We start from the raw sequence: 19,774 nt of genomic DNA on the forward strand, positions 1-19,774 counted from the left end.
CCTGCGGAGACGCGACCGTCATCCCATGACCCCTGAGGGGCGCCCGCCGTTGTGGCCCCGACGGTGCTGTGTGGTGTTTCACGTGGAACAGCGCCGCCGCGTTCCTCGGCAGACGGAGCGGGAACGGTCGGGATGTACGGCTCCCCTGCGCTGACGGGCTCCGGTCGCGCGGCGCGGCGTGGTCGGGTGCCGGGCGATCCGGGGTCCGACGAGGCCGACTCCGTCGGACTGTCATGGCCGGCGGTGCTGACGGGCTGCCCCGCCACGTCCGCCGGCGCGGCGGTGCTTCGGGGCGGCTCGAGCGGTTCTGCGGCGGTGGGCGTGGCGCTGCGCGCGGCGTCCAGCTCCGACTCCTCCTGTGTCACCGGCGCGGGCGGGATGGTCCCCTGTGGAGAGACCCCTGCATCGCTGGCATGCGGAGGCGCAGGGGTAGACGCTCCAGGCTGGCCGGCGCTCACGGGCACGGTGCGCACGACCGTCTCGTTCAGGCTCGACTGCGGAGCCCAGGCGGGCGACGGAACCTGAGCACCGGTCTCCGGTTCGCTCGGTGCTGCCACGGCGGTCTGCGCGGCCTCGGCCTCCTCTTGGCGACGCTTCTTCCTACCGAACACCAGGCACTGCCTCCCGTACGACGCGGACCACCCTCGTCACCTCGACTCCCTCGATCGTCGGGGCGTCGACCACGGAGGCCACGCCCGCTCCGAGCTTGCGACCTACATGCTTGGCGGCCTCGATCTCGTCCTCCGCCTTGCTCCCCTTCAAGGCGAGCAGCGAGCCGCCCGCCTCCAGCAACGGCAACGCCATGCGGTAGAGCTTGTCGAGCGAGGCCACCGCCCGCACGGTCACCGCGGTGCCCACCAGGCGACCGTGCTCGTCCTGAGCTCGGCCGCGCCGGACTACCACATTGTCGAGACCCAGTTGCTCAGCAACCTCACTCAGCCAGGCGGTGCGCCTCTCCATCGGCTCGAGCAGCACGACCTCAGCGTCGGGGAGCATCGCGGCGACCACGATGCCCGGCAGGCCGGCACCACTGCCGAGGTCGATGATCCGGCCCTCACGCGGGAGGAACGGCACCACCGCCGCGGAGTTCAGAAGGTGGCGTTCCCACAGGCGAGACAGTTCCCGGGGGCCGACCAGCCCACGCAGCTCACCCTGCGATACGAGGAGGTCATGGAAGCCCAGGACGGCCGCCCACGAGCGGCCGAAGAACGGCTCGAGCCTCGGGTCACCGTTCAGAGGGTCGACTCCGTCGGTTCCTTCCGACTGAGCTTCGGCCACTGTTCGTTCCCCTTGGTTTCACGTGAAACGGCGCTGTCTGGTGCTTCCCGCGCGCCCCGTCGGGGCGGTGCGGACGCCCATCCCGGCCAGCGCGCGGCCCTACCGTACCGTGTGCCGCATCCGCCTCCGCGCCGTCCACAACGCATGTCGTGGATTGCCGATGTCCGATTTCGCGCAACGCGCGGACCGCTCTCTAACGAGCCCCCGTCACACTGGCCCGGCGGCGGGTGCGGTGGCGTGCGTGCGTGCGATCTACTCCATCGGTCGCCGCGTTCGCGCCGGGCGGTGATCACTACCGCGCCCGTGCCTCGTTTCACGTGAAACACCGCGACGCTTCGACTGAGCCCCCGGCACCGAGGCCGGCCCTCTCTTGCCGACCGTTCGCTCCGAGACTCCCGTGGCGGCCCCGCGAACCGGGGCCCGGCGCCCCCGACCGCGGCCGGGCGTGAGCAAGCCCGGCCTGCGACGAGCACCTGAAGAAGCCACCGCGTCCTCGCGTGAAAGCGGCCCGACGCCGCGCCGACGATGGCGACTCTCGGTCCTGCACTGTGCAGCCGCAGGTCGCCTCTAGCCGGCCGGGGGCGTCCTGTGCTCCTTCGCCTTGCGCACGCCGCTCGTTGTCACGGTGTATCGCGACCTCCGGATCGTGCTGGTGCGGCCCATGCGACGGCGGTCCCCACGCCCGTCTCACACCATAGGGTCGGCACAGTCCCCAGCTCTGGTCTCCCCGCAGTCGACCGGCCTTCGAGTCGGCCGCGCACACGCGCGCGCGGGATAATGTCGTCTCTGGCGCGTCATACGGATCGGGGAATGCGGGCCAGCACCCCTCCGGACGCCTGCGGCGCGACCAGTTCATCACCACCGATCGATGGCGCGCCCACTGCTTCCACCAGTCGATGTTTCACGTGGAACAGCGTCCATGTAGCCGAGCGTCGGCATGTAGGGCTCCCCCGGACGGGGACGCAGGTCGCAGTGAGCCTCAGAACCGGGTCGCGCCGAGGGCATGCGGTCGGCAGACGTGCAGCCCGTGGATCGGCTGCGCGTCGACGTCGCTGATGCCGCGCCATACCGGATGAGCTGTCCGTAGATCGGTCGCCGCGAAAAGGTCGGTCACGGTGGCAACGACGCCGGAAGACTGAGCAGGTATCGACGGCTGAAGACTGAGCACCTGCGCTGACGAGTCGATCGATACGTCAGCCCCGAGCTCGGACCGCTGCCTCGACCGTTGTGCCCCCGATGCGGTGCACCTCCAGGTCGCGGGCAACCACCTCAACGACGCACTCCTTCAGTGGAAGGAGGTAGTGCGTGAGGCTCTCGAAGAGCGAGCCGCGGGGCATGGGATGGACCCCGTTCTGCAGCTCCAGTCCGGAGATGAGTTCGCTGTCATGGACGATGCCCAACCACAGGAGACCTTGTAGGCCCTTGATCCACAACCGATGCCCGCTTAGCGCCTCGTCGTTGGGCGGTGCCATGGATGCGAACTGACAACCCGTCCACGTCAAGACCACGCAGCGGCCGTCGGGGTCGTCGGGGTGGGCGTTCAGCGCCAGCGTCGACGGGCCGAAGTCAGCGGACAGCAGAATCGCCTCGGGCGCATTCGGCTCCCAGGTGACACCGATACTCAACGACTCGACGTGTTCAGGCACCGGGTCACCGTAGAACACGAAGCGGCTGGTGACGCCGCGATCCGCGCGCCCTCGCCGGGCGGCGACCGGGGCGGATCACATCCCCCATCAGATGTCGCCGTCCTCGGCGAGCAATTCGCGGCAGGCGCGGGTGCGGTAGGACTCGCCGGCAGGCGTCGTCGACAACGGGCGACACCTGCCTCCCCGAGGCGCCCCCGAGCAGCACGCGTCAGCTCGCAGTCAGTCCTCGCCAGTTGGAAGAAGCTGGGCGGGTCAGGAAACTCACGAGAGCGCGCACGAACCTCCGCTCGTCTCCTGGACGGCCTGGGGCGCCTCGTCGGTGAGCTCGGGAGCGCTGAACCACGGGTGGCCTCGAGGGACTCGTCAGCAGCGAAGTCGGCTGGCGCTCGACGCCACCTCGCCTGGAAGCCGGCAGACCTCCGGCCGTCGCCACCCATTCCTCACTGTCAAGCGCGGGACTGCAGCATCGGCACGCCGCTGCCCGACAGCCACCCACACCGCGCCTCAGTGAGTCGTTTCCGCTGGACGACATAACCGGCCCGGCCGGCCAAGGACCCGAAGCTGCTCCACCGTCGGTCACGCACCAGCCTCACGCTTGATCGTCCTGCTCGAGCCAGATGATCTCGGTGCTCGTGTTTCACGTGAAACATCCGCACTCCAACCCGCCGCCAGCCTCCCTCAGCCCTGGCGCCACCCCGACCCGCACGCCGCGGGTGACCCAAGGACGGGCGAGCCGGTGCCGGACCGCGGCCATGTGACCTCGCAGCACGGCAGGGGGGCAGCTGTACTCAGGCCATCTGGGCGACTGGACCATAGCAAGGATGGGCACGCACGGGCTCGATCGGGAGAGTCCCCGCTCCGAAGGCGAACCATCCGACGCACCGGCGAGAGGGCTGATCGTCACGCGGCCGCCGCTGGCGGGCCCGCCGCGCAAGAACAACCGAGATCCGTAGCGCAGTACGGAACCCACGTTCATCCGAGCCGAGCACGGGTACGCGACACGCAAGTCCGACCTGAGGCCCCGATGATCCGACCAACCCGCGATTGCGGCCCCCTCGACATGCGCGCCCACCACTCGAGGGAACCCGAGGACCGTCGGCCCGCACGGTGCGCAGCGCACCCTGGCGACCGCTGGCCCACCCGGCACGCAGAGAGGGACCCGAGTCGCCGTTCGGATCGAGGTCGAGGGCACTTGGAATCAGCGTGCGGCCCGGGCAGGTCCACGGATCGCGGTGGCCATACGACGTCTCACGTGAAACCGAAATCAAGAGGCGGCCCGCTGTCGACTCCAAGGTGCAGGAGAGGGACTGGAGCCAAACGCCTGTTTCACGTGAAACAAGGACGGCGTTGAACGACCCGAGAAGACTGGCCATCACCGGCGGCGGTGGAGGCACTCGAGTGGAAGCGGGTGGCTCACGCAGCTCGGCACGCCAGGCCCCGCCCGCTTCGCTCCTTCTTCAACCACGCGTCGCGCCAGAAGGACGCTCACACGGATGCCACAGCCGTGCAACGCAGCACCAGCGTCGAGCGGCGTCCCGGCGCTCGACCATCCCGATCGCTGCATCGCGCCTGAGCGCCCGAAGGTCGCTATTCACGTGAAAGGTGGAGTTCACGGACAAGCGAGCCGTGACGCCATCGAGGTGTCGAAAACATGACTGCACCGCCTCCGCGCTGCCTAGTTCCCGCCAACGCACAGCAGCAGCTGCGCCTCGCGTCGACGCGCGATGCTACGCAGCGATCGACGTCGCCAAGAGGGAGTGACGCGCAGCAGACCGGTGACCGTGAGCCGCAGTCGTCCATCGTCCCGTGCTCTCATTGCCGTTTCATGTGAAACGGCAACGCGTACCCGGTCGACCGGCGAACAGGACCGCGCAGACTGCGCCATCGCCCACCCGAGCGCCGCCCGACGAGCACCCGCGATCGCCGCGCTGTTCCACGTGAAACACAGACAACGAAGGGGTGGACCCACGGGCCCACCCCTTCGCCAATCTGACCTGAACCAAGTCACACCCTCACATCACGCGGGGCGGATCACCACGTGCCGGTTCGGCTCCACGCCATCGGAGTCGCTCGACATCCCGGCAGCGGCCACGGCATCGTGCACCACCTTGCGCTCGAACGGGTTCATCGCATCGAGAGCGACGGCCTCCCCGGACTCCTTTACGCGGGCGATGGCCTCGGTGGCGACAGTGACCAGCTCTGCCCGTCGCGCGGACCGGTAGCCGGCGACATCGAGCATCAGCCGGCTCCGCTCACCGGTCTTCGCCTGCACAGCGAGCCGGGTGAGCTCCTGGAGCGCGTCCAGAACCTCCCCGTCCGGGCCGGCCAGGCGGCTGAGCGAGTGGTCCGCGGGGTCCTCGGACACGATCTCGACGGCGGCGCGGCCGTGGTCGATGTCGATGTCGATGTCGCCGTCGAGGTCGGCGATGTCCAGCAGCTCCTCGAGGTAGTCGGCGGCGATCTCGCCCTCTTCCTCGAGGCGCTTGGTGCTGGTCGTCTCGACGGGGGCGTCGGGCTGGGTCGAAGTCATGGAGTTCTCTCTCCGATCAACGTCGCGCGGGAGCGCTACTTCTTTGGCTTGGTGGGGGTGCTGGGCGCCGGAGTTCCCGGACCGTCGGACTCGTCGTCCTTCGCGGTGCCAGTGGTGCCCGTACGGTCCTCGATGACGCGGGGCTTGTTGCGGTCCTTGCGCTTCGGCTGCTCACGCTGCCCGCGCGGCTTCTCCTCGATGATGACCGCCGGCGGTGTTTCTTCGATCAGGCCGTGCGACTTGGCCTTGCGCGCCTTGCGCTCCTTCATCGCGGCCTCCGCCTGCGAACCGGGGGCCGGCATGCGGCGGATCGTGTAGAACTGCTGGCCCATGGACCAGAGGTTGGTGGTGGTCCAGTAGATGAGGACACCGATCGGGAAGTTCACGCCGGAGAACGCGAAGATCAGCGGCAGGACGTAGAGGAGCACCTTCTGCTGCTGCGCCATCGGGCCCTGGAGCGCAGCCGGCGGCATGTTCTTCATGGTCAGCTGGCGCTGCGTGAGGAACGTGGTCGCCGACATCGCGATGATCAGCACGACGGTGACGACGCGGATGTGCCAGTTGTCGCCGGCCTGCATGAACGTGCCCGACAGCGGGGCACCGAAGATCGTCGCCGCCTCGGCCTGCGCGGCGAGCTCGGGGGACATCGGCCCGATGGGCGGATAGGTGCCGTTGGCGATCCGCGGGAGCTCGATGAGAACCCGGAAGAGCGCGAAGAAGATGGGGGACTGGAGCAGGATCGGCAGGCACGACGCGAACGGGTTGGTCCCGTGCTCGCGGTAGAGCGCCATCGTCTCGCGGCTCATCGCCTCCCGGGAGGCCGGGTCCGTCTTGCCCTTGTACTTCTTCTGGATCGCCTGCATCTCGGGGGCGAGCATCTGCATGCCGCGCGACGCCTTGATCTGGCGGAAGAACAGCGGGATGAGCAGGATCCGGATGACGATCACGAGTCCCACGATCGACAGTCCCCACGCTGCGCCGCTCTCCGGGTCCAACCCGACAGCAGTGAGGAGCGCGTGGAACTGGACCATGATCCAGGCCACGACGACCATGATCGGTTTGAGCAGACCGTCGAACCAGCTCATCGGGGAGAACTCCTCGGGGGATCAGTGTGTGGACGAGGCCACGTCGAGATGGCGGTGGACGGGTCGTGCTGGTGGAACGTCGTCCACGCCACCCAGGTTCCAGGGGTTGCAGCGGAGCACCCGCCAGGCGGCGAGCGCCGTGCCCCGCAGGGCACCGTGACGCTGCACCGCGATCACGGCGTACTGCGAGCAGGACGGGTAGAACTTGCAGGTCGGCGGCGTCATCGGCGAGATGAACCGCTGGTAGACCCGGAGCAGCAGGAGGAGGAGCTGCGCAGGGAGACGCACGATCGCACGGGCCACGGAGCGCGGACTCATGGGATGACCCGTCGCCGTGCGCGGCGTTCGGCGGTCTCGAGCGCGGCGTCGAGGTCGGCGCCCAGGAGCGCGTACGGCTGCGTCGCCGCCGGCGGGAGAGCCCGCACCACGATCCCGGCGTCGGCCGGAAGGGCGGTCAGTCGAGCGCGGACCAGCTCACGCAGCCGCCGCTTGACCAGGTTCCGCGTCACCGCGTTGCCCACCGCCTTGGACACCACAAGACCGACCACCGGCCCGGAGGCCGAGTGATCGGTCTTGGTCGTCAGATGCACCACGAGGGTGTCCCGTCCGCCGCGCGCACCTCGGCGCACCGCCTGCTCGAAGTCGGCAGCGCGGCGCATCCGGTGCGCAGCGGACAGCACCGACGGTGATGTCAGGCCGAGAGCTCCGCGCGGCCCTTGCGACGACGAGCCGCCAGGATCGCGCGGCCGGCACGCGTGCGCATGCGCAGGCGGAAGCCGTGGGTCTTGGCCCGGCGCCGGTTGTTCGGCTGGAAGGTGCGCTTGGTCACGAGAGTCTCCAACTACATCGGGTGGGCCTCGCATGTGCCGCGCGACCAGGTTCAGGCTGCCAGAATCGATGCTCCCAGGACACGCAACGTGCGCGTGCGGCGTCAGGGCGCGCCAGCAGGAGCCATCGAGAAGGCTGCAATACCGTACTTCCCGCCGTACTGGCCGGTCAAATGCGCGCGACGCGCCGGTTCGATCTTGCCACAGTCACCCGCCCTAACCCTGCCCGGGGACGCGACCTCGCACTACGATCGGTCATCGTTGCCAGGGGGCGCGCCGCCTGTGGATCACGGTGTGGTGGACGGGCGCACGGCACGACAAGAACGAGCGGGAGGACGACGCTGCGCGCGGCGTGCTCATCGCGACCTAGCGCCCAGGACGTCGGCGTGACCATCTGCTCACAGGTGTGGACAACTGTGTGGACAACGCACGGTCATGCGAGACTCGACCACCCACGCGATCGAACAACCGAGGTAGCACGTGTCACAGGACGAAGAGCTCGCCCGGGTCTGGGGTCACGTGGTGTCGACCCTCGAGTCGAGTCCGGACATCACTCCGCGACAGATCGCGTTCGTCCGGCTGGCACGTCCGCTCGGGCTCCTCGACGGCACCCTGCTCCTCGCCGTGGGCAACGACCTGACCAAGGACTACCTCGAGTCGCGGGTGCGCGGTGAGGTCACTTCGGCGCTGAGCACCGCGCTCGGACGTGAGGCCCGGTTCGCCATCACCGTCGATCCCGAGCTGGCCGAGGACGCACCCCCCGCGCTGCGCGTCGTCTCGTCGGCGTCGGACCAGCGCAACGAGCCGTACAGCCCGTCGCACGACGCGCGGGAGGCCGACGAGGCCGACGCACGACGGGAGGCGCGCCCCGACCTGTCGCTCGTGCCCGACGATGACGACGACGAGCCGAACAACCATGGCGGGTCCACGCGCGACCGTCGGTATCCCGGACGCAACGACGACCGGCCGAACCGGCGTCAGCCCGCCGAGCCCGCGCGCCTCAACCCCAAGTACCTCTTCGAGACGTTCGTCATCGGCAGCTCGAACCGCTTCGCCCACGCGGCCGCGGTCGCAGTCGCCGAGGCACCGGCCAAGGCGTACAACCCGTTGTTCATCTACGGCGACTCCGGCCTGGGCAAGACGCACCTGCTGCACGCGATCGGCCACTACGCGCAGAACCTCTACCCGAGCGTGCGCGTGCGGTACGTGAACTCCGAGGAGTTCACCAACGACTTCATCAACTCGATCAGCGAGGGCAAGGCCGGCGCGTTCCAGCGGCGTTACCGCGAGGTCGACGTTCTCCTCATCGACGACATCCAGTTCCTGCAGGGCAAGGAACAGACGATGGAGGAGTTCTTCCACACGTTCAACACCCTGCACAACGCGAACAAGCAGGTCGTGATCACGTCCGACCTGCCGCCCAAGCAGCTGAACGGCTTCGAGGACCGCATGCGGTCACGGTTCGAGTGGGGCCTGATCACCGACGTGCAGCCGCCGGACCTCGAGACGCGGATCGCGATCCTGCGCAAGAAGGCCGGCAGCGAGCGCCTGGAGGCACCGCCGGACGTCCTGGAGTACATCGCCAGCAAGATCTCGACCAACATCCGCGAGCTCGAGGGCGCCCTCATCCGGGTGACGGCGTTCGCCAACCTCAACCGGCAGCAGGTCGACCTGTCGCTCGCGGAGATCGTCCTCAAGGACCTCATCACCGACGACCAGACCACGGAGATCACCGCCACCCAGGTCATCGGCCAGACGGCGGCGTACTTCGGGCTGAGCATCGACGACCTGTGCGGCTCGAGCCGCTCGCGAGTGCTGGTGACGGCACGCCAGATCGCGATGTACCTGTGCCGGGAGCTCACTGACCTGTCCCTGCCGAAGATCGGTCAGGCGTTCGGCGGGCGGGACCACACGACCGTCATGCACGCCAACCGGAAGATCCGCGAGCTCATGGCGGAGCGCCGGTCGATCTACAACCAGGTGACCGAGCTCACCAACCGGATCAAGCAGCAGAACCGGGGCTGACACGCCCTAGTTATCCACAGCTGTCCACAGGCACCTGGGGACGCTTGTGACCGGATTCACCTGAACGACACATCTGTCGCTCCGGGCGACGTTCGCAGCGTGCTGACCTGCACAAAGACGCCGAACTGGACATCTACGGCGTCGTGTGGGCGTTCACAAACGGTCGATTCCCACCGAATGCCATGAGACAACTCTCACCGTCGAATCGATACGAGGGCCTTGACCTCAACCTTCACCTTCGGAATGAGACATGCATGGGACGAATCTCCACACCTGTGCACTCACCTGTGGACGACGGTGGACGACCCCCTGCAACCGTGTGGACGGAGAGGCCCTCACCGGTGGACGCAGAACGGCCTCTGCACAGCTGTCCACGCCCGTCCACGGAGAGTCCGATTCGGCCCACAACCGGCGTGCACAGGCAGTTCCGGGGTTGACCTGCACGGACGCCCTCGATCCACATGATGCACAGGACCGATGACGATGATGAGACATCTCTATGAGGGTGATCCACACACCGCCAAAGGCCCCGACCCCGGCCAGAACAACACCGCTGTCGTTGTCATCCGCATGCCCGTACCGAGCGTCGTACCTCTCGCGTAGTGTTCGCCTGACGCCTGTCCGCCCGCCCGCCGCACAAACCCGTGCCGGCACGCAGCCAGGCCAGCTCGACGAGAGGTGAGGTATGAGGTTCCGGGTCGACCGCGACGTGCTCGCGGACGCCGTCACGTGGACGGCGCGCAGCCTGCCCACCCGACCGCCGGTCCCTGTCCTGGCAGGTGTCCGGCTCGAGGCCGACACCACGGGCACCGTGCAGCTCTCCAGCTTCGACTACGAGGTCTCGGCCCGGTCGCAGATCCCGGCGGACGTCAGCGAGGCCGGCTCCGTGCTGGTCTCCGGGCGCCTGCTCGCCGAGATCTCCCGGTCCTTGCCGGACAAGCCGGTCGACGTCGTGCTCGAGGGCACCAAGGTCGTCGTGACCTGCGGCGCGAGCCGGTTCACGCTGCTGACCATGCCGGTCGAGGACTACCCGAACCTGCCGGTGATGCCCCCGACCACGGGCACCGTCGACGGCGACGAGCTGACGCACGCGGTCGCCCAGGTCTCCGTCGCCGCCAGCCGGGACGACACGTTGCCGCTGCTCACGGGCGTGCGCGTCGAGATCGAGGGCGAGAAGGTCACGCTGCTGGCCACGGACCGCTACCGGCTGGCTCTCCGCGAGCTCACGTGGAAGCCGTCCTCGCCGGACATCTCGACCGTCGCGCTCGTCCGGGCCCGCACGCTGTCGGACGCCGCGAAGTCGCTCGGCAGCGCCGGCTCGGTGACCGTGGCCCTGTCCACGGGTTCCGGGGTGGACATGATCGGGTTCGAGGCCGCCGGTCGGCAGACCACGAGCCTCCTGGTCGACGGCGACTACCCCGCGGTCCGCCGGCTGTTCCCGGACGAGACGCCCATCCACGCGATCGTCAACACGCACTCCCTGGCGGACGCCGCCAAGCGCGTCAGCCTCGTCGCCGAGCGCAACACCCCGATCCGCCTGTCGTTCAGCGAAGGTCAGGTCGTTCTCGACGCCGGCCAGGGCGACGACGCGCAGGCGTCCGAGGCGCTCGAGGCCACGCTCGTCGGCGACGACATCTCGGTGGCGTTCAACCCGCAGTTCCTGCTCGACGGGCTCGGTGCGCTGAGCACCACGTTCGTCCGGCTGTCGTTCACGCACCCGAACAAGCCGGTGGAGTTCACCGGCCAGGAGACGCTGGACGGCGAGGACAACCCGGAGTACCGCTACCTGCTGGTGCCCATCCGCTTCGCCAGCTGATCGGCGCACCGTCGCGTCCTGCGGCAGAGTGAGACGCGGTCGCGACGAGAGAGGCACGCCATGCACATCGGTCTGGTCGGTCTGGGCAAGATGGGCGCGAACATGCGGTCCCGCATCCGCGCCGCGGGCATCGAGGTCACGGGCTTCGACCGCAATCCCGACGTCACCGACGTCCCGTCCCTCGAGGCGCTGGTCGAGGCGCTGCCCGCAGGTCAGCGGATCGTCTGGGTGATGGTGCCCTCGGGCGAGATCACCGACGCGGTCGTGCACGACCTGGCTGCGCTGCTGACGGCCGGCGACATCGTCATCGACGGCGGCAACTCGTACTACCAGGACGACCAGCCGCACGCGGACCTGCTGGCCGCCACCGGGGTCGGCTTCCTCGACGCCGGGGTGTCGGGTGGTGTCTGGGGGCTCGAGAACGGCTACGGACTCATGGTCGGTGGCGACGAGGCACTCGTCGCGACGGTCATGCCGGTGTTCGACGCGCTGCGTCCGGAGGGTCCTCGGGCCGAGGGGTTCGTGCACGCGGGCAAGGTGGGTGCCGGCCACTTCTCCAAGATGGTGCACAACGGCATCGAGTACGGCCTGATGCAGGCGTACGCCGAGGGATACGAGCTCCTGGCCGCGAAGGACCTGGTCACGGACGTGCACGGGACGGTGCGCGCGTGGCAGCGAGGGACCGTGGTGCGGTCGTGGCTGCTGGAGCTGCTGGTCAAGGCGCTCGAGCAGGACCCCGGCCTGGGCGAGATCGACGACTGGGTCGAGGACTCGGGTGAGGGTCGCTGGACCGTGGATGAGGCGATCGACCTCGCGGTGCCGGTGCCGGTGATCTCCGCGTCGCTGTTCGCGCGCTTCGCCTCGCGCCAGGAGGAGTCCCCGGCCATGAAGGCGGTCGCTGCCCTGCGCCAGCAGTTCGGCGGCCACGCCGTGAAGCCCGCACCACCCGCCTGACCCGACGATGTATGTCGCGCACCTCTCCCTGACGGACTTCCGCTCGTACGCGCAGGTCGAGCTCCCGCTGGAGCCCGGCATCACCGCGCTCGTCGGACCCAACGGGCAGGGCAAGACCAACCTGGTCGAGGCGCTCGGCTACGTCGCCACGCTGGGCAGCCACCGCGTGCCGACCGATGCGGCGCTCGTGCGCGCCGGAACCACCCGGGCGGTCGTGCGGGCGAAGGTGGTCCGCGAGCTCGAGGCCGGTCGCCCGCGCTCGACGCTGGTCGAGATCGAGGTGACGCCGGGCAAGGCGAACCGCGCGCGGGTCAACGGGGGGTCGCCGACGCGCGCCCGGGACGTGCTCGGCATCCTGCGCACCGTGCTCTTCGCGCCCGAGGACCTGTCGCTGGTCAAGGGGGACCCCGACGGCCGCCGCCGGTTCCTCGACGACCTGCTGGTGCAGCTGACGCCGCGGGTCGCCGGCACGGTCGCGGACTACGACCGGGTGCTGCGGCAGCGGTCGGCGTTGCTGAAGTCCGCCGCGGTGGCGCGTCGCGGCGCGGGTGCGGACCTGCGCACGCTCGACGTGTGGGATGCCAAGCTGGCCCAGACCGGTGCGCAGATCATCGTCGCCCGACGCGGCCTGGTCAGGGCGCTCGCCCCGCACATCGAACGTGCATATGCGCAGGTCAGCGCCGGGCAGGGCGACGCCATCGTCACCTACAAGGCGTCCCTCGACGCGGTGCTCGAGACCGCCGACGAGACCGCGTCGGTGGACCTGGTCGAGGCGCAGCTGCTCGAGGCGATCGGCCGGCTGCGCAGCAAGGAGATCGAGCGGGGGGTGAGCCTGGTCGGACCGCACCGCGACGACCTCGTCCTCACGCTCGGCGGTCTGCCGGCCAAGGGCTACGCGAGCCACGGGGAGTCGTGGTCGTTTGCGCTCGCGCTCCGGCTGGCGTCGTACGAGCTGCTGACCCGCGGCGACGAGGGTGTGGGTGGGGACTGGGGGCCCGACGGTGAGCCGGTCCTGATCCTCGACGACGTGTTCGCCGAGCTGGACGCGCGTCGCCGCGACCGGCTGGCCGAGCTGGTGGCCCCCGCCCGGCAGGTGCTCATCACCGCGGCGGTGGCCGAGGACGTCCCGGCGCCGCTCGCCGGTGCGCGGGTGGACGTGATGGGCGGCGAGGTGGCCCGTGTCCTCTGACGACGTCCTGTTCCCGAAGCCCCGGCCCGTCGACGGCACCCCGCTGCGCGACCTGGTCGAGCTGACCCCGCCGCGCCAGGTGGCCCTCGGCGCGCTCGGCCGCGCGAAGGCCGCCGCGGCACAGCGGGGGTTCCGGCCGGGTGACCCCGCGCGGCGCCGGCCGCTGGTCCAGGTGGCGGTGGGCACGGCCGGTCCGGGCGCACGGGACCCGCAGCTCATCGGGTCGACGGTCAGCGGGCTGCTCGACCAGCTCGGTGGCACGTCGGACCAGGTCGCCGGGGTGCTGAGGCACCGGTGGTCGGAGCTCGTCGGCCCGCAGGTGGCCGAGCACTGCGAGTACGTGTCCTTCGAGGGAGGGGCGCTGACCCTGCGCGCCCACTCGACGTCCTGGGCGACCCAGCTGAAGTTCCTGGCGCCGGCGATGCTCGGCCGGTTCGCGGCGGACCTGGGCGACGGGATCGTCCTGGAGATCACCGTGCTCAACCCCGGCGGACCCCGGTTCAAGACCGGTCCGAAGCGCGTGGCGGGCCGCGGGGAGCGCGACACGTTCCGCTGAGCACACCGCCACCTGTGGGAAAAGAGGGTCTGAGCCCGTCCACCAGGTAGACTGTGAAGGTCATTCCCGGCGCATCTGTGCCCGGAACTCCAGCGTCATAGAGTGATCCGACCCGGCGAAGTTCGGTCGGCGCGCTCCGTCGCGTGTGAGAGCTTGAGGAGCACTACCGCCCGTGGCCGAGCAGAGCACCCCCGCGCCGAGCACGACGAAGAGCACCAAGGAGGGCAACGGCGGGTACGACGCCAGCGCCATCACGGTGCTGGAGGGCCTCGAGGCGGTCCGCAAGCGCCCGGGCATGTACATCGGCTCCACTGGCGCGCGCGGTCTGCACCACCTGGTCACCGAGGTTGTCGACAACTCGGTCGACGAGGCGCTCGCCGGCTACTGCGACCACATCGAGATCACGCTGCTCGCCGACGGTGGGGTGCGCGTCGTCGACAACGGCCGCGGCATCCCCGTCGCCATCCACCCGACCGAGGGCCGGCCCACGGTCGAGGTCGTCATGACGATCCTGCACGCCGGCGGGAAGTTCGGCGGCGCGGGCTACGCGGTCTCCGGCGGGCTGCACGGCGTGGGCATCTCCGTGGTCAACGCGCTGTCCACGCGCGTGGAGACCGTGGTCAAGCGCGACGGGTTCGTGTGGCAGCAGGACTTCTCCGACGGCGGCAAGCCGCTGGGCGAGCTCCAGAAGGGCGAGCCGACCGACGAGACCGGCACGATGCAGACGTTCTGGGCCGACCCCGCGATCTTCGAGACCACCGAGTTCGACTTCGAGACGCTGCGCGCGCGGTTCCAGCAGTACGCCTTCCTCAACAAGGGCCTCCAGATCTCCCTGACCGACGAGCGTCCGGAGCACCTCGACACGGGCGACGAGGTCGCCGGCGAGGACGCGCAGGACGAGAACGCGGCGGTGGCGGCGAGGAACGTGACCTACAAGTACGACGACGGCCTGGTCGACTACGTGAAGCACCTCAACGGCGCCAAGAAGGTCGAGGTCGTCCACCCGGAGATCATCGACTTCGAGTCCGAGGACACCGAGCGCCGGATCGCCGTCGAGATCGCCATGCAGTGGACCAACGCGTACTCCGAGTCGGTGCACACGTACGCCAACACGATCTCCACCACCGAGGGCGGCACGCACGAGGAGGGCTTCCGTGCGGCGATGACCTCCCTGATCAACCGCTACGCGCGCGAGAAGGGCATCCTCAAGGAGAAGGACGAGAACCTCACGGGCGACGACATCCGCGAGGGCCTCACGGCGGTCATCTCCATCAAGCTGGGCGAGCCGCAGTTCGAGGGCCAGACCAAGACGAAGCTGGGCAACACCGAGGCCAAGACGTTCGTGCAGCGCGTGGTCAACGAGCAGCTGGGCGACTGGCTGGACTCGCACCCGAACGAGGCGCGGGACGTCATCCGCAAGTCGATCCAGGCCGCGGCCGCACGCATGGCGGCCCGCAAGGCGCGCGAGGCCACCCGCCGCAAGGGTCTGCTGGAGTCAGGCGGCATGCCGGGCAAGCTCCGGGACTGCCAGTCCAACCGGGCCGAGGAGTGCGAGGTCTTCATCGTCGAGGGTGACTCGGCCGGTGGCTCGGCCGTGCGCGGTCGCAACCCCCGGACGCAGGCGATCCTGCCGATCCGCGGGAAGATCCTCAACGTCGAGCGTGCCCGGCTGGACCGCGCGCTGGGCAACCAGGAGGTCCAGGCGCTGATCACCGCGTTCGGCACCGGCATCGGCGAGGACTTCGACATCGCCAAGCTGAGGTACCACAAGATCGTGATCATGGCCGACGCCGACGTCGACGGGCAGCACATCCGCACCCTGCTGCTCACCCTGCTGTTCCGCTACATGCCGAACCTCATCACGCACGGTCACGTGTACCTGGCCCAGCCGCCGCTGTACCGGATCAAGTGGGCCAACGCTGATCACGACTACGTGTACTCGGACCGCGAGCGGGACGCCGTCATCACGGACGGGCAGGCTGCGGGCAAGCGGCTGCCCAAGGACAACTCGGTCCAGCGGTACAAGGGTCTGGGTGAGATGGACTACCAGGAGCTGTGGGAGACCACGATGTCTCCCGAGCACCGCACCCTCCTCCAGGTCACGCTCGACGAGGCCGCGGCCGCCGACGAGATCTTCTCGATCCTCATGGGCGAGGACGTCGAGTCCCGCCGCTCGTTCATCCAGCGCAACGCGAAGGACGTGAGGTTCCTCGACGTCTGATCGGAGACGTCCGGCCCACACCCACGTACGCAACCGAAGTAAGGAACCCCGTTGAGCGAGACCACCGGCAACGAGATCGAGCACGGCAACATCGAGCAGGTCGACCTGCAGCTGGAGATGCAGCGGTCGTACCTCGACTACGCCATGTCCGTCATCGTCGGCCGTGCCCTGCCGGACGTGCGTGACGGCCTCAAGCCGGTGCACCGCCGCGTGCTCTACGCCATGTACGACGGCGGCTACCGCCCGGACCGCCAGTTCTCCAAGTGCTCGCGCGTGGTCGGCGACGTCATGGGCAAGTACCACCCGCACGGCGACACCTCGATCTACGACGCCCTCGTGCGCCTGGTCCAGGACTGGTCGCTGCGGTACCCGCTGGTCTCCGGGCAGGGCAACTTCGGCTCGCCGGGCGACGACCCCGCCGCCGCGCCCCGGTACACCGAGTGCAAGATGGCCCCGCTGTCCATGGAGATGGTCCGGGACATCGACAAGGACACCGTCGACTTCCAGGACAACTACGACGGACGCACGCAGGAGCCCACCGTCCTGCCGTCCCGGTTCCCGAACCTGCTGGTCAACGGCTCGGCCGGCATCGCGGTCGGCATGGCCACCAACATCCCGCCGCACAACCTGCGCGAGGTGGCCGAGGGTGTGCAGTGGCACCTCGACCACCCCGAGGCGTCGCGCGAGGAGCTGCTCGCCGCGCTCCTGCTGCGGATCAAGGGCCCGGACTTCCCCACGGGCGCGACGATCCTGGGCCACAAGGGCATCGAGGAGGCGTACCGGACGGGCCGCGGCTCCATCACGATGCGCGCGATCGTCCAGGTCGAGGAGATCCAGAACCGGATCTGCCTGGTCGTCACCGAGCTCCCGTACCAGGTGAACCCGGACACGCTGGCCAAGAAGATCGCGGACCTGGTCCGCGAGAACAAGGTGACCGGCATCGCGGACATGCGCGACGAGACGTCGGGCCGCGCCGGCCAGCGCCTGGTGATCGTGCTCAAGCGCGACGCGGTCGCGAAGGTCGTGCTGAACAACCTCTACAAGCACACGCAGCTGCAGGAGACGTTCGGCGCCAACATGCTGGCGCTCGTCGACGAGGTGCCGCGCACGCTGAGCATCGACGCGTTCGTGCGCCACTGGGTCACCCACCAGCTCGAGGTCGTCGTCCGCCGCACGGCCTACAAGCTGCGCGAGGCCGAGGCCGACATCCACATCTACCGCGGGTACCTCAAGGCGCTCGACGCGCTCGACGAGGTCATCGCGCTCATCCGCCGCTCCCCCGACGCGGACGAGGCGCGCGCCGGCCTGATGGCCCTGCTCGACATCGACGAGCTCCAGGCGAACGCGATCCTCAACCTCCAGCTGCGCCGACTGGCCGCGCTCCAGCGCCAGGAGATCCTCGAGCGGTACGCGAAGCTCGAGGCGGAGATCACCGAGTACCGCGCGATCCTCGAGTCCGAGCAGCGGCAGCGGGACATCGTGTCCGAGGAGCTGGGCGAGATCGTCGCCAAGTACGGCGACGAGCGGCGCACGACGATCCTCCCGTTCGACGGCGAGGTCAGCGTGGAGGACCTCATCGCCGAGGAGGAGATGGTCGTCACCATCACCCGCGGCGGCTACGCCAAGCGCACCCGGTCGGACAACTACCGGGCCCAGCGCCGCGGCGGCAAGGGCGTGCGCGGCGCGCAGCTGCGCGAGGACGACCTGGTCGACCACTTCTTCGTCACGACGACGCACCACTGGCTGCTGTTCTTCACCAACTTCGGCCGTGTCTACCGGGCCAAGGCCTACGAGCTGCCGGAGGGCGGTCGCGACGCCAAGGGCCAGCACGTGGCCAACCTGCTCGCGTTCCAGCCGGGCGAGAAGATCGCGCAGGTGCTGGACATCCGCGACTACACCAAGGCCGAGTACCTGGTGCTCGCCACGCAGCGCGGCCTGGTGAAGAAGACGCGGCTGTCGGACTACGACTCCAACCGCTCCGGCGGCGTCATCGCGATCAACCTGCGCGAGGACGAGGACGGCCTGCCCGACGAGCTGGTCTCGGCGCGCCTGGTCGACTCGCACGAGGATCTGATCCTGGTGTCCCGCAAGGGGCAGTCGGTGCGGTTCACCGCGTCCGACGAGTCGCTGCGCCCGATGGGCCGGGCCACCTCGGGTGTCACGGGCATGAAGTTCCGTGCGGACGACGAGCTGCTGGCCATGGACGTGGTGCGGGAGGACGCCTTCCTGTTCACCGTGACCCAGGGCGGCATCGCCAAGCGCACCGCGCTGACCGTGGAGAACTACCGCCAGCAGGGACGAGGCGGTCTGGGCATCAAGGTGGCCAACCTCCCGGAGGCGAACGGCGACCTCGTGGGCGCCCTCGTGGTGGACCCCGAGGACGAGGTCCTCGTCATCATGGAGCGGGGCAAGATCGTGCGCTCCGCCACGGCGGAGGTCAACGCCACCGGCCGCACGACGCAGGGTGTCATCTTCGCCAAGCCCGACAACGGGGACCGGATCATCGCGGTCGCGCGCAACACTGAGCGACACCTGGCGGACGAGGCAGGTACCGTGGGCGCTGAGAATGGCCAGGTTTCCGACGTCTCGGACGCTCCCGGTGAGCCGGAGGCGCCTGTCGACCAGGCCGTGACGGACCCGTCAGCGGAGGACGCATGACCGATTTCACGCCCCCCTCGATCCCGCCGCGCAAGCGCCCGACGACGCCGACGACCGCCGGTCGCACGACGACGTCCGCACCACACCAGGGGTCGACGTCGGCGTGGAACGGCTCGTCGGACGCCGACGCGGCCACGCACGTGCCCAGCCTGAACGGGTCGAACGGCTCCACCGCGTTCACCGTTCCCGCCACCGTGATGCCGCCGACCGTGGCGCCCCCGCGGTCGTCGACGCCGGACCGCGGGGAGTCCGCGGAGCGCCCGACGAGCACGGTCCGGACGGAGGCCGCGCCCGCCACCGCGACATCTCCACAGGATCGTGACACCTCCGCACCGGGAGTCGGCGACGAGCACGACCCTCCGTCCCCGATGATGGTGGCGGTGGACACCGCCACCGTCTGGCTGAAGAAGGCCGGCGTCGCGACGTCCGCAGCGTTCGCCGCGGCCACTCGACCTCGTCCCAAGGAACCGACCATGACGACCACCCCGGCAGCATCTGCCCCGGCGGCCAGCACCACGGCCCCCCGCCCGGTCCCCGCGTCCGACAACCTCACGGGTGCCCGGCCGAGCACGGGACGCATCCCGACGGTCGGCCCCCACGGCGCCCCGCGCCGGGTCCGGCTGGCGATCTCCCGCGTGGACCCGTGGTCCGTGATGAAGCTGTCGTTCCTGCTGTCGGTGGCCATCGGCGTGATGATCGTCGTCGGCGCGGCCGTGGTCTGGTTCACGCTGAACGGGCTCCAGGTGTTCACCAAGGCTGATGAGCTGGTCACCCAGATCACGGGCACGGAGAGCGGGATCGACATCCTTCAGTACGTCGAGTTCCAGCGGATCGTCTCCGGCGCCACGCTGGTCGCGGTCATCGACGTCTTCCTGCTCACCGCCCTCGCCACCATCGGCGCGTTCCTCTACAACATCGTGGCGGCACTGGTCGGCGGCGTGCACGTGACCATGACGGACGAGTGACGAGCACCTCCCGGTAGCCGGTTT

15 protein-coding genes are annotated in these 19,774 nt (G+C 69.4%); 8 read left to right on the forward strand and 7 right to left on the reverse strand.

All coding sequences use genetic code 11. The annotated features are described in order from the left end of the window. Positions 1–600 precede the first annotated feature (600 nt). From rsmG to rpmH, 7 genes are all read right to left on the reverse strand, one after another. Entirely contained in the window at positions 601–1,278 is a 678-nt protein-coding gene (gene rsmG, locus ACO06A_RS08930) for a 16S rRNA (guanine(527)-N(7))-methyltransferase RsmG (RefSeq protein ID WP_421735659.1), read from the reverse strand. A gap of 1,193 nt (positions 1,279–2,471) precedes the next feature. Next, positions 2,472–2,924: a hypothetical protein gene (locus ACO06A_RS08935; protein WP_421735660.1), complete on the reverse strand. Its 453-nt coding sequence runs from the start codon at positions 2,922–2,924 to the stop codon at positions 2,472–2,474. Positions 2,925–4,941: 2,017 nt separating this feature from the next. Beyond that, positions 4,942–5,454: a protein jag gene (locus tag ACO06A_RS08940; RefSeq protein WP_421735661.1), complete on the reverse strand. Its 513-nt coding sequence runs from the start codon at positions 5,452–5,454 to the stop codon at positions 4,942–4,944. A gap of 35 nt (positions 5,455–5,489) precedes the next feature. After that, positions 5,490–6,539 carry a membrane protein insertase YidC gene (gene yidC, locus ACO06A_RS08945; RefSeq protein ID WP_421735662.1) on the reverse strand — a complete coding sequence of 350 codons (1,050 nt, stop codon included), beginning with the start codon at positions 6,537–6,539 and terminating at the stop codon, positions 5,490–5,492. Between the two features lie 21 nt (positions 6,540–6,560). Further along, complete coding sequence (yidD, locus tag ACO06A_RS08950) at positions 6,561–6,857, reverse strand: membrane protein insertion efficiency factor YidD (RefSeq protein ID WP_421735663.1); 297 nt, start codon at positions 6,855–6,857, stop codon at positions 6,561–6,563. After that, positions 6,854–7,219 carry a ribonuclease P protein component gene (gene rnpA / locus ACO06A_RS08955; protein ID WP_421735664.1) on the reverse strand — a complete coding sequence of 122 codons (366 nt, stop codon included), beginning with the start codon at positions 7,217–7,219 and terminating at the stop codon, positions 6,854–6,856. The genes yidD and rnpA overlap by 4 nt, the downstream gene beginning before the upstream one ends. 11 nt (positions 7,220–7,230) lie before the next feature. Next, positions 7,231–7,368: a 50S ribosomal protein L34 gene (gene rpmH, locus ACO06A_RS08960; RefSeq protein WP_043601468.1), complete on the reverse strand. Its 138-nt coding sequence runs from the start codon at positions 7,366–7,368 to the stop codon at positions 7,231–7,233. A gap of 478 nt (positions 7,369–7,846) precedes the next feature. On the opposite strand from rpmH, the gene dnaA reads away from it, so the two are divergent. From dnaA to ACO06A_RS09000, 8 genes are all read left to right on the forward strand, one after another. Continuing rightward, complete coding sequence (gene dnaA, locus ACO06A_RS08965; RefSeq protein ID WP_421735665.1) at positions 7,847–9,391, forward strand: chromosomal replication initiator protein DnaA; 1,545 nt, start codon at positions 7,847–7,849, stop codon at positions 9,389–9,391. A 685-nt stretch (positions 9,392–10,076) separates the two neighbouring features. Continuing rightward, entirely contained in the window at positions 10,077–11,207 is a 1,131-nt protein-coding gene (gene dnaN, locus ACO06A_RS08970) for a DNA polymerase III subunit beta (RefSeq protein ID WP_175348933.1), read from the forward strand. A gap of 60 nt (positions 11,208–11,267) precedes the next feature. Continuing rightward, positions 11,268–12,161 carry a phosphogluconate dehydrogenase (NAD(+)-dependent, decarboxylating) gene (gnd, locus tag ACO06A_RS08975; RefSeq protein WP_421735666.1) on the forward strand — a complete coding sequence of 298 codons (894 nt, stop codon included), beginning with the start codon at positions 11,268–11,270 and terminating at the stop codon, positions 12,159–12,161. A 7-nt stretch (positions 12,162–12,168) separates the two neighbouring features. Next, positions 12,169–13,350 (forward strand): DNA replication/repair protein RecF, encoded by a 1,182-nt coding sequence (recF, locus tag ACO06A_RS08980; protein WP_421735667.1) that lies wholly within the window; start codon positions 12,169–12,171, stop codon positions 13,348–13,350. Continuing rightward, positions 13,340–13,906, forward strand: coding sequence for a DUF721 domain-containing protein (locus ACO06A_RS08985; RefSeq protein ID WP_421735668.1), 567 nt, complete (start codon positions 13,340–13,342; stop codon positions 13,904–13,906). Before recF ends, ACO06A_RS08985 begins: the two co-directional genes overlap by 11 nt. Positions 13,907–14,078: 172 nt before the next feature. Next, the gene (gene gyrB / locus ACO06A_RS08990) at positions 14,079–16,127 is read left to right on the forward strand and encodes a DNA topoisomerase (ATP-hydrolyzing) subunit B (RefSeq protein ID WP_421735669.1); all 2,049 of its coding nucleotides are present in this window, start codon (positions 14,079–14,081) and stop codon (positions 16,125–16,127) included. Between the two features lie 51 nt (positions 16,128–16,178). Then, positions 16,179–18,785: a DNA gyrase subunit A gene (gene gyrA / locus ACO06A_RS08995; RefSeq protein WP_421735670.1), complete on the forward strand. Its 2,607-nt coding sequence runs from the start codon at positions 16,179–16,181 to the stop codon at positions 18,783–18,785. Further along, positions 18,782–19,750, forward strand: a complete 969-nt coding sequence (locus ACO06A_RS09000; protein ID WP_421735671.1) for a DUF3566 domain-containing protein — start codon at positions 18,782–18,784, stop codon at positions 19,748–19,750. The genes gyrA and ACO06A_RS09000 overlap by 4 nt, the downstream gene beginning before the upstream one ends. The last annotated feature ends 24 nt before the right edge of the window (positions 19,751–19,774 follow it).

The sequence above is a fragment of the Cellulomonas sp. genome (assembly GCF_965229465.1).
Classification (GTDB): domain Bacteria; phylum Actinomycetota; class Actinomycetes; order Actinomycetales; family Cellulomonadaceae; genus Cellulomonas.

Coding starts and splice junctions, on each gene's coding strand:
- ACO06A_RS08940 (WP_421735661.1), bottom strand. CDS start 5,454: ATGACTTCGACCCAGCCCGACGCCCCCGTCGAGACGACCAGCACCAAG.
- yidC (WP_421735662.1), bottom strand. CDS start 6,539: ATGAGCTGGTTCGACGGTCTGCTCAAACCGATCATGGTCGTCGTGGCC.
- yidD (WP_421735663.1), bottom strand. CDS start 6,857: ATGAGTCCGCGCTCCGTGGCCCGTGCGATCGTGCGTCTCCCTGCGCAG.
- dnaN (WP_175348933.1), top strand. CDS start 10,077: ATGAGGTTCCGGGTCGACCGCGACGTGCTCGCGGACGCCGTCACGTGG.
- gnd (WP_421735666.1), top strand. CDS start 11,268: ATGCACATCGGTCTGGTCGGTCTGGGCAAGATGGGCGCGAACATGCGG.
- recF (WP_421735667.1), top strand. CDS start 12,169: ATGTATGTCGCGCACCTCTCCCTGACGGACTTCCGCTCGTACGCGCAG.
- ACO06A_RS09000 (WP_421735671.1), top strand. CDS start 18,782: ATGACCGATTTCACGCCCCCCTCGATCCCGCCGCGCAAGCGCCCGACG.